Here is a 10,493-nt window from a genome sequence, read left to right as displayed (position 1 = left end):
GCCGGGCACGCCCTCCAGCCGACTGCGGAGAGCCAGATATCCCCGGAGCGGGTGAACCGACGGAACGGGTATCGGGCGCGGGAGTGGGACGCCCGGGTCGGGACGATCGAGCTGGCGGTACCGAAGTTGCGGCAGGGGTCGTATTTCCCGGAATGGCTGTTGACCCGACGGCGACGCGCCGAGCAGGCGCTGATCTCGGCGGTGGCCACCTCCTATCTGCTTGGGGTATCGACGAGAAGGGTCGACAAGCTCGTCGAACAGCTCGGGGTCGCGCACATCTCGAAGTCGCAGGTATCGGTGTTGGCGAAGCATCTCGACGCCCAGGTCGAGGCGTTCCGCTCGAGGCCGTTGGACGCCGGTCCGTGCCGGTTCGTCCAGGCGGATGCGTTGACGATGAAGATTCGCGAGGAGGGTCGGGTGATCAATGTGCACTGTCTGCTCGCCGTCGGGGTCAACGGTGACGGACACCGGGAGATCCTCGGCCTCGACGTCGTGAGCAGCGAGGACGGCGCCGGCTGGCTGGCGTTCTTCCGCGGCCTGGTCGCCCGTGGCCTGTCGGGCGTGCGGCTGGTGACCCCCGATGCCCACCGCGGTCTGGTGAACGCGATCGGGTCGACGCCGTAGGGCTACCTCGGCATGTCGGTCCAGGAAAGGCACGGCGGAGGCTGAGTGGACGACTACCGCTTCCRCGCCGCCATGATCGAGGAGTTCGCCCGGCAGGGTGCAACCTCGCTTGCCGCGGGCTTCTCCACGCACTCCGACATCGTCATCCCGTACGTCRCCGGCCTGGCGACGCCGGAGCAGGCGGAGCGGTGGCTTCCGGCGATGGCGTCGGGCGACGCGATCGGTGCCATCGCGATGATGGAGCCCGGTGCGGGCTCTGATCTCCGAGGTATTCGTGCCACCGCCCTCCGCGACGGTGACTCCTGGATCCTGAACGGATCCAAGACCTTCATCACCAACGGCATCAACGCGGACATCCTCATCGTGGTGGCGCGCACCGACCTGATCCGGATGCCGGAAGCCGCGCGTTCAGCCTCTTCCTGGTCGAGAAGGGCACGCCGGGATTCACTCATGGGCGGCGCCTGAAGAAGGTCGGCCTCAAGGCGCAGGGCACGGCGGAGCTCAGCTTCACCGAGGTGCGCCTGGACGCCGGTGCGCTGCTCGGCGCGGAAGGGCGTAGGCTGCACGCGCTGATGTCGCATCTGCCGTTGGAGCGGCTGAGTATCGCGGTCGCGGCGTGTGCCGGTGCGCGCGGCTCTGAGCTGGACTATCGACTACATCAAAGAGCGCCGGGCGTTCGGCAAGTCGATTGCGGAGTTCCAGAACAGCCAGTTCGCCATCGCGGAGATGGTCACCGAGCTCGAGGTCACTCAGGCCTACGTCGACGACGCGGTCCTGCGGCTCAACCGTGGCGAGCTGAGCGCGGTCGACGCCRCCACGGCGAAGTGGTGGGCAACCGAGATGCACAAGCGGACGGCCGACCGCTGCCTGCAGCTCTTCGGCGGCCACGGCTACATCCTCGAATACCCCATCGTCCGCGCGTTCGCGGACACCCGGATCACCACCATCTTCGGAGGGACCACCGAGATCATGAAGACCATTGTCGCCCGGGATGTCCTCGAGGTGCGTTGATGAACGGGACCGACACGACGGCGGCCGCCCTCTACGAGGTCCGCGAAAGCGTGGCCGTCATCACCCTCAACCGACCCGGCGCCCTCAACGCCGTCAACGCGGACCTGTCGACCGCGGTCGGCGAGGGCCTCGAGCAGGCGGCATCCGATCCGGACGTCCGAGTGGTCGTGGTGACCGGGGCCGGCCGTGYGTTCTGTGCGGGAGCCGACCTCAAGGAACTGGCGCAGCAGCGTCCGGTGCACGCACGCGGGCACGCAGAGTGGGGCTTCGCCGGGCTCGTCCGGCACTGAATCGACAAGCCGCTGATCSCCGCCGTCGACGGATTCGCCCTGGGCGGTGGCACCGGCACCGAGATCGTGCTGGCCTACGACCTGGTCGTCTCCGCCGACACGGCCACCTTCGGCCCGCCCGAGGTCAGCGTGGACTGCTCGCCGTGGCCGGCGGTGTCGTTCGACTACCGCAGCAGCTGACGCTCAAGAGGGCTCTCGAGCTCGCTCTGACCGGCGACGGAGTCGACGCRCTCACCGCACAGCAGTGGGGGCTGGTCAACAAGGTCGTTCCGGCGGAGCAGGTGCTCGACGCGCGCTCGGTCTCGCCGCACGGATTGCGGGCAACGCCCCGCTCTCCCTTTTTATATCCCACAGGGATCGCTGTCCGAAGAACGGGTACCGCCCCGACCTGCTACGGGGTTTCCTGACCGGAACCGGCCTACAACTCGAACCCCCATAGCCGGTCACCTCACGAGTGCAAGATCAGTAAATCTCAAGCTTAGGGGAGTTGCAGTAGTACACGGGAAAACAGGCGGATATGGCTGAGTGGGCTTCCCGGAGATCAGATGCTGCTACTGGCCGCCTGTTATCGAGGGCACGTCAGGGGGTCGCCCACCCGCATCGCAGAACGGTGCTGAGCCCGTGCTCGGACGACTCGTCGGCCATGGCGGCATCTCGAACCCAGGTCGTCGCCAGTACGCCCAAGAACAGATCTCGCGCGCGTACCTGCGGGCGCGCGCCACCGTCGCGCTGGGCTGCGCGGAGGAACTCTTCGGTCATGGTGATGTACCCCTGGCAGGTGAGGGCCAGCGGGGAGGTCTCCTCGGTCAGTGCCATGCGCAGAGGTTCTGGCAGGCCGTCGAAGGCGGTGGCCCATTGGCCCAGCGCGTCCAGCCACTGGGCGAGCGCCTCGGTGGAGTCGCTCACCGCGCGCCGGATGTCGTCACGGCGGGACTTCAGGTCGTCGCCGCGCGCCTGTAGGAGGGCGGCGAGCAGCGCCTCACGGTTCGGGAAGTGCCGGTACAGCGTGCCGGGCCCGATACCGGCCAACTTCGCGATGGCATCCATCGACCCGGCGACGCCCTGCGCGGTGAACACCTGCTCGGCGACTTCGAGGATGTGGGTGCGGTTGCGCTGCTTGTCCACGCGCGATCTGGAAAGGCTGACACCGGCGTCGACCATGGCTTGGGTGCCCTCCTGTTGAAAAACGGAGACGGTCTCCTTGACAAAACGGAGACGGTCTCCTAGTCTGCGGAAGAAGCGGAGACGCTCTCCGTCTAAGGGTACAGCAACGTCAGGCTGGAAGACCCAGGCCGCTGGTCGTGGGCACTCGGGCGGCTCACCCCGCTCAGCGCAGCGGAGCCAGTCGCTCCGCATCGAAAGGAACCCCGTGAACCCGAGCATCACCGAGCAGCGCGCTCATCACCAACTGACGTTCTCCGTCCTGGCCGCCGGAGCCGCGACCTTCGGCCTCCTGCAGTCGCTGGTCAGCCCCGTGCTGCCGACCATCCAGGAGGCGTTGCACACCTCGCAGACCAATGTGACCTGGGTGCTGACGGTCTACCTGTTGTCGGCCTCGATCTTCACGCCGATCATGGGTCGGCTGGGCGACATGAGCGGTAAGAAGCGGATGTTCGTCATCGCCCTGGGGGCGCTGGCGATCGGCTGCCTGCTGTCCGCGTTGGCCACCAACCTGCTGGTCATGATCATCGGTCGCGTGATCCAGGGCGTCGGCGGTGGCGTTCTGCCCCTGGCTTTCGGGATCATCCGCGACGAGTTCCCACGTGACAAGGTGGCCGGCGCGGTCGGCTCCGTCGCCGGACTGAGTGCCGCGGGTGCCGGTGCCGGCATCGTGTTGGCCGGGCCGATCGTCAACGCCTTCGACTACCACTGGCTGTTCTGGATCCCGCTCATCCTGCTGCTCCTCTCCGGCCTGGCGGCCCAGTTCGTGGTTCCGGAGTCACCTGAACGCAAGGCAGGCTCCATCAACTGGCTGACCGCCGCCCTGCTGTCGGGCTGGCTGGTCGCCCTGCTCCTTGCCGTGAGTGAAGCGCCGAGTTCGGGCTGGTCGTCGGCCCGGGTGCTTGTCCTGCTCGCGGTCGCCGTCGTCCTGGTCGTCGTGTGGGTGGTCGCGGAGTCCCGCGCCGAGCATCCGCTGATCGACATGAGGATGATGCGGATCCGCGCCGTATGGGCGGCCAACCTCGTCGCGTTGCTGTCCGGGTTGGCCTTCTACGCGTCGTTCGCATTTCTGCCCCAGCTGCTGCAGACGCCGTCGGCCGCGGGCTACGGCTTCGGTGCCTCGATCACCGAGTCGGGCCTGATGATGCTGCCGCAGACCGTCGGTGTGTTCGTCCTCGGCCTCGTGGCCGGCCGGATGGCCCTGCGCTTCGGCTCGAAGAATGTGGTCATCGCCGGCTCCGTCATCGGCACTGTGGGCTACCTACTCATCGCGGTGGCGCACGACCGCGAGTGGGGCATCTACCTGATCACGCTGGTCATCGGCGTGGGCGTCGGGATGGCCTTCGCGGCGATGTCGAATCTCATCGTGGCCGCCGTCCCCGCGCACCAGACTGGAGTCGCCAGCGGCATGAATGCCAACATCCGCACGATCGGCGGTGCGCTGGGCGCGTCGTTGATGGCCAGCATCGTCACCGCCGGGGCCTCGCCCAGCGGTCTGCCCGAGGAATCGGGCTACACCAACGGCTTCCTGATGCTGAGCGGGGCGCTGTTGCTCGGCGCGCTGGCCGCGTTGTTCATCCCGGCGGTGCGGCGCGACCCGCTCACCCACGCCGAGCCAGACGTCGAGCTGCGGCACGCCGAGGCCGCCCTGGTACCCGGCGGCACCCTGGTGGGCGACGAATCCGAGTGATCACCCCGGGGCCTGCCCGCCTATTGCATGGCGCTCGGACCCGCGCAGCCAGGGCGTCACATATGCGTCGCCTCGCGGCTGACCCCTCCTCGACCTCGACCCAGCACAAGGACTCCCATGACCGACAAGCAGATGATCCTCGGCATGCAGCTCGGGAACGGCTACGGCACCCAACCGGGCGCCTGGCGGGCGCCGGGCGTCGGCCCCTCCGACTACACGAGCTTCGACCGGCTCGTCGGCTACGCCCAGGCGGCCGAGCGCGGGAAGCTGCATTTCCTCTTCCTACCCGACTYCCAGCACCTCAACGTCGACGTCGAGCGGGAGCCGCCGAACGGCACCCTGGGCCCCATGCTCACGCTCGCGGCGGTCGCGCGAGGCACGGAACGCATCGGCCTGGTCGCCACCGGCTCCACCACCTTCACCGAGCCCTACAACCTGGCCCGGCAGTTCAAGGCGCTCGACGTCATGAGCTACGGTCGTGCCGGGTGGAACGCGGTCACCACGAGCAACCCGGGCACCGCTGCGAACTACGGGGCCCAGATCGCGCCGCAGGACGAGAGGTATGAGCGCCCACGAAGTGATCCAGGTCGTCCAGGGTCTCTGGGGCAGCTGGGGGCGGGCCGCCTGGTGCGCGACGTCGGGGCCGGTCGGTTCGCCGACGCGTCGAAGATCCAACCGGTCGACTTCCAGGGCCGCTACGTGGCCTCCCTCGGGCCACTGCCCATCCCGCCCTCGGAGCAGGGGCAGCCGGTGATCTTCCAGGCCGGTGGCAGCCCGCACGGGCTCGTCCTGGCCGGGCGGTACGCCAGCGGCGTCATCGGCGCGACCTACACGATCAAGGGTGCCACGGCCCAGCGCGCGGCGATCCGGGAGGCGGCCGAGCGCTCCGGCCGGAACCCCGACGAGGTGAAGTTCTTCGCCGGCGTGCTGCCGGCCACCGCTCCGACGAAGCGGGAGGCGCTGGACAAGCGCACCGCGCTCGGGGGCAGGGGTTCCCCGGCCGGGTCCGGTATCTGGGGGCGATGCTGGGCATCACGGATCTGTGCGGAATTAACCTGTCGGCGTGGCGGCTTCGTCTGCTGGCGGCATGGACGCGAGGAGCTGTTCGGCGGAGCGGTATTTGACTGGTGCTGGTGGCAGGTGGATGTCGTCTTCTTCGAGGATGGGGCGGACCTCGAGGAAGGCGGTGCCGATGGTGCGGTGGCTGACGCCGAACAGCTCGGCCAGGACTCTGCCGGTGGCGACTTTGCGGTGGAGAAGGATGGCGGCGAGGACACGTTCCCCGCTGGTGATCTTCTGGGGGAAGACGCCGCCGCGGGTTCCGGGGAGACGCTGGCGACCGCGTTGCTGGTGGCGACGTCGTTCCACCGCGGCTGCTTGGCGGACCGACACCTGCTCGATGAGTGCGGCGAGATCGCCGCGGCTCATACCGGTCAGCGCGGGGTCGGACAGTTCCCAGGGCACCGACGGGCGGCCGTCGTCGTACTGTCCGGTACGAGCGTAGTCGGTGACCTGATTGGCGCGGGTGAACCGCAGCGTTGTCGGTTCGATGGCGATGTTCTGTTCGTGCAGGAGATGCCGGACGTCGGTGACCGCCTGGCCGATCGTCGCCGGGACGACTTCCAGCATGTCCGCCAGGAGGCGTTGGGAGCAGATCTGGCGCAGGTGGACGACGGTGACCAGGACCCGGTCGCGGGACGAGAGCAGGGGTTTGCCGTGAGCGCCGGGGGCGTGGCGCCGTGGACCGCCGCGTCCCTGGTAGCGGCGCTGTTCCCGGCGGGCGGCCTGCTGCGGGGCGAGCCGTGCTGCGAGTGCGTCCAGCTCGGCGGTGCTCATGCCGGTCAGACGCGGGTGGGCGAGCATCGTCAGGGTCGCGGCTCGGTTCGAGCCGGTCGCTGCGTCAACCGCGGCGGATGAGTCCGCGCCGTCGGTGTGTGTGGGATGGATCGTGTAGTTCCACGTCTGTGCACCGTGTGGTACTCGATCGGCAGGGCATCGATGCGGGCTTTGCTGACCGCGATGCCGACCGGGTAGTCCCGGATGTCCAGGTGCGCGGCGACTCGAAGCCCGCTGCGGGTCCGTGTCGCCGCGATGGTGTTCACGACCACTTCATGACTGGTCAACGGCCTGCCTCGCCAGTTCATGGTGATCTGGGAGAACAACCGGTGCTCGATCTTGTTCCATTTCGACGTGCCGGGCGGGAAATGACAGACCGTGATGGACAGGCCRGTATCGGCGGCGAGCGTGGCGAGTTCGGCTTTCCACGCCCGGAAGCGGTAGCTGTTCGATCCACCCGCGTCCGCAGTGACCAGCAGCCGGGTGGCCTGGGGGTAGTCTGCCTGGCCGCGGGCCTGCCACCAGCGGCGGATCGAAGCCACCGCGAACGCCGAGGTGTCGTGATCGACCCCGACGTTGACCCAGCCGGCGTCGGTGGTCAGGCCATAGAAGCCGTAGGGGATCGCGGTGTCACCCTGCGGGCCGATGAAGAAGCTGTGATCCTCGGCCTGGACCGGGTCGCCTTTCGGCCGCCATTCACGGCCGGAGTTCGGGAGCCGGCCGAGCATCTCCTTCTTTTTCGCGTCCACGCTGATGACCGGCTCACCGGATTTCTGATGCTCCACGACCTGGTCATTCAGTTAATGGAACTGAGCATCCCGGTCGGGGTACTGTTTTCCTTCCAGTGTTTTGGAGTTTGCCTGCAGGCTGAAACGGCGGTGTCAGATGGTCCGCATAAAGACGGGTTTGCTTGGATCGATCGTGTCGGGTTGATCCTGGTGCGGTCGGAAGGGAACCTCGTTGAGCGAGACCAAGGTCGATTCCGTGGTTGCGGCGGAGCGGCTTGCCGGAGCTTTGGATGCGACGGCTATTGATCGTCTGCTGGCGGACGCGGAGGCTTCGGGGACGCCGATCGATGGTGCGGACGGGCTGCTGGCGCGGATGACGAGAGCGGTGTTGGAGCGGGCGCTGGAGACCGAGATGGCTGATCATCTTGGTTATGAGCGTGGTGATCCGGCTGGGAACGGGTCGGGGAACTCCCGCAATGGTCATGGGGTGAAGACCGTGGCGACGACGGTGGGGCCGGTGACGATCGTGGWGCCGCGGGATCGGAACRGGGGTTTCGAGCYGCGGATCGTGCCGAAACRCTCCCGCCGGCTGGGGCAGATCGACGATATGATCATGTCGTTGTATGCGCGGGGTATGTCGACGCGGGATATCGAGGCGCATCTGGCCGAGGTATATGGGGTGTCGGCGTCCCGGAGCTCATTTCCAAGATCACCGACGTGGTCGCGGACGAGATCGTCACGTGGCAGAACCGACCCGTCGACGACGTCTACCCGATCTTGTACGTGGACGCGATCAGGATCCGGGTCAAGGACCGGGGTGTGGTCACGATGAAGGCCGCCCACCTGGTCGTGGGTGTCGATGTGGAGGGCCGCAAGCACATCCTGGGCGTGTGGATCGCCGACGCGGAGGGGGGCGAAGTTCTGGCAGTCGGTCCTGACGCAGCTGCGTAACCGAGGGCTGCGCGACGTGCTGATCGCCTGCTGCGACGGGCTGACCGGCCTGCCGGACGCGATTGGGTCGGTGTTCCCGGACACGGTCGTACAGACCTCATCTGTGTGGTGCATGTCATGCGGAATGCCATGCGGTTCGTTTCCTACGGCGACCGGAAGAAGATCGCCGCGGGGATGCGGACGATTTACACCGCTCCGTCAGTAGAGGCCGCCGAGGCGGCGCTCGGGGATCTGGAGAAGGAGTACGRCCGCCAGTACCCCGGGGTGATCGACGTGTGGCGGCGGGCCTGGAACGAGTTCATCCCATTTCTCGACTACCCGCCGGAACTACGGAAAGTCGTTTACACGACGAACCTCATCGAGTCGATCAATTTTCAGCTCAGGAAGATAACCAAGACTCGGGGACATTTTCCGTCGGATGACGCGGCGATGAAACTTCTCTACCTCGGTATCCGGAACATCTCGACGAAGCGAGGAGGTGAGAACGGAACGGGAACCCACGGGTGGAAGAAGGCGCTGAACACCATGGTCATCCTGTTCCTTGGCCGGCTGCCACTCGATTAGTTCAGAACATCGAAAACGTTAGGACAATGCTTGCCAATTCTTACACGGATATCTTGACAGGCCCGCTGAAACCAGCCGCCTGCAATAACCGGCGGACCGTGGACGGTGATACCGGGTGACCCTGGCGGGTGAGCTCGTCGGCGAGGCGCCGCAGCGATTTCGTGGTCCACCGCAGCGGCGAGGTCGGACACCGCGCTCATCCGGCTCGACGAGCGCGAGGAGYGCTGCCACCACGGCCGGGTCGGTGTCCTCAATGCGTTTACGGGCCCCGCCCGGTCGGCGGACCCGCCGATCGGACAGCGGCTGTTCGCCCGCTTCGAGTTCGAACACGCCGGCGCGGACCGTGGTCTCGCTGACGCCAGCACTCGCGCCACTGCGCGGACACCGCCATGCCCCAGCAGCCGGGCCTCGGTTGCCAGCACCAACCGCCGCTGCCGCTCGTCCAGGTGCGGCAGCACCACCGCGAACCGACGAGACAACTGGTCCAGAACATCCCCCATGATCGCCATAGCACGACATCGAACCAGACAGGTCGAACCACCAGGTTGTTCCTGCACAAGCCCACTACCTCCGCGACTTGCTGATCACGACACCGAAGTCGTCGCAGCCATGGGTCGCCACGCTGGTGCGAACCATCTTCGAGCAGGCCGACGCCACCGAGGTCACTGTGCAGTTCGACCGGTCGTGGAAGCTCTCACCGAGAAACTTCCCAAGGCGGCCGATCATCTCTCCGATGCGAAAGCTGCTCGCGTTCACCGCCTACCCGCGGCAGATCTGGAAGCAGATCTGGTCGTCCAACCCCCAGGAACGTCTGAACAAGGAAATCCGTCGTCGCACCGACGTCGTCGGTATCTTCCCCGACCGGGATGCCATCATACGTCTCGTCGGCGCCGTCCTCGCCGAACAACATGACGAGTGGATCGAAACCCACCGCTACTTCGGCCTGGAAATCCTCACGAAAGTCGACGCAGCGAACGGTCCATCCGACACACCTGAGATCAGCGTGGCACCCGAAGYCTTGACCGCATAACTTCAACCAGGAGCCTTTTCCATCTTGTTTTTCTGAAAGGCGGTGAAGATTCTCGCACGATCCGCCCGGCCCRCCGTGGTCGACTGTTGTCGATACGGGATCGGAAAATAGACGAGTCCTCGGTAGATCACAGGGTGTCTACTCCACTGCTCCCTGACCGAGGACTCGTTGCTAACCTACCCCGGCACCATCAACCTGCCCGAAGCGACCCTGGACTTCCTGGCCGCGTTGCTCACCGACGACCGCGAGCGCCGCGGAACCTGGCGGAAGCTGCCCGCCCGTGACCAGGCACTTCTCGTCCTTGCGCACCTGCGCAACGGCGACACCTACACCCGCCTGGCCGAAGGTTTCGGCATCGGCGTCGCCACGGTGTACCGCTACATCCGCGAGGCCGTCGACCTCCTGGCCCACCGCGGTCGGACGCTGCTCGCCGCCGTGTGGACGTTCGCCTGGACCCGCAACAACTTCCTCGTCCTCGACGGGACGGTCGTGCGCACCAACCGTGTCCGCGCCCACAACTCGCTGTACTACTCCGGCAAGCACAAGTACCACGGGATCAACCTGCAGGCCCTCATGGACCCCTACGGACAGATGATCTGGATCTCGGA

Annotated in this window: 4 protein-coding genes and 7 pseudogenes; 8 read left to right on the top strand and 3 right to left on the bottom strand. The window is 66.7% G+C overall.

Going from position 1 to position 10,493, the window contains the following annotated elements; all coding sequences use genetic code 11:
* The 3 pseudogenes from CC117_RS04190 to CC117_RS40295 form a co-directional block, all read left to right on the top strand.
* Positions 1–615, top strand: a pseudogene (locus tag CC117_RS04190) (IS256 family transposase); the annotation flags it as partial.
* Between the two features lie 9 nt (positions 616–624).
* A pseudogene (locus tag CC117_RS40300) lies at positions 625–1,635 on the top strand (acyl-CoA dehydrogenase family protein); the annotation flags it as partial.
* Positions 1,632–2,265: pseudogene (locus CC117_RS40295) on the top strand (enoyl-CoA hydratase-related protein); the annotation flags it as partial. The pseudogenes CC117_RS40300 and CC117_RS40295, both read left to right, overlap by 4 nt.
* A gap of 239 nt (positions 2,266–2,504) precedes the next feature.
* Here the strand turns inward: CC117_RS40295 and CC117_RS04170 are convergent.
* Positions 2,505–3,086 carry a TetR/AcrR family transcriptional regulator gene (locus CC117_RS04170; protein ID WP_071082442.1) on the bottom strand — a complete coding sequence of 194 codons (582 nt, stop codon included), beginning with the start codon at positions 3,084–3,086 and terminating at the stop codon, positions 2,505–2,507.
* A 208-nt stretch (positions 3,087–3,294) separates the two neighbouring features.
* On the opposite strand from CC117_RS04170, the gene CC117_RS04165 reads away from it, so the two are divergent.
* Both CC117_RS04165 and CC117_RS40290 read left to right on the top strand, forming a co-directional pair.
* Positions 3,295–4,776: an MFS transporter gene (locus CC117_RS04165; RefSeq protein WP_071082441.1), complete on the top strand. Its 1,482-nt coding sequence runs from the start codon at positions 3,295–3,297 to the stop codon at positions 4,774–4,776.
* Positions 4,777–4,803: 27 nt separating this feature from the next.
* Positions 4,804–5,694, top strand: a pseudogene (locus tag CC117_RS40290) (LLM class flavin-dependent oxidoreductase); the annotation flags it as partial.
* A 132-nt stretch (positions 5,695–5,826) separates the two neighbouring features.
* On the opposite strand, the pseudogene CC117_RS40285 reads toward CC117_RS40290, so the two are convergent.
* Positions 5,827–7,484, bottom strand: a pseudogene (locus CC117_RS40285) (ISAzo13 family transposase); the annotation flags it as partial.
* 112 nt (positions 7,485–7,596) lie between these two features.
* Here CC117_RS40285 and CC117_RS04155 point away from each other — a divergent pair.
* Positions 7,597–8,855, top strand: a pseudogene (locus tag CC117_RS04155) (IS256 family transposase).
* Between the two features lie 64 nt (positions 8,856–8,919).
* Here the strand turns inward: CC117_RS04155 and CC117_RS35935 are convergent.
* Positions 8,920–9,364: pseudogene (locus tag CC117_RS35935) on the bottom strand (ISAzo13-like element transposase-related protein); the annotation flags it as partial.
* Between the two features lie 8 nt (positions 9,365–9,372).
* Here CC117_RS35935 and CC117_RS04150 point away from each other — a divergent pair.
* Together CC117_RS04150 and CC117_RS04145 are read left to right on the top strand one after the other, a co-directional pair.
* Positions 9,373–9,885, top strand: a complete 513-nt coding sequence (locus CC117_RS04150) for a transposase (RefSeq protein WP_084131508.1) — start codon at positions 9,373–9,375, stop codon at positions 9,883–9,885.
* A 168-nt stretch (positions 9,886–10,053) separates the two neighbouring features.
* The coding region (locus tag CC117_RS04145; protein ID WP_198541723.1) for a transposase family protein at positions 10,054–10,493 on the top strand (440 nt) is incomplete at its 3' end.

Origin of the sequence: Parafrankia colletiae (assembly GCF_001854655.1) — a bacterium.
GTDB classification, from domain to species: Bacteria; Actinomycetota; Actinomycetes; order Frankiales; family Frankiaceae; genus Parafrankia; species Parafrankia colletiae.
This window is presented reverse-complemented; position numbering and strand designations above follow the sequence as displayed.

Bases quoted from the DNA above. Each gene is read 5' to 3' on its own strand.
- CC117_RS04170 (WP_071082442.1), bottom strand. From the start codon at position 3,086: ATGGTCGACGCCGGTGTCAGCCTTTCCAGATCGCGCGTGGACAAGCAG.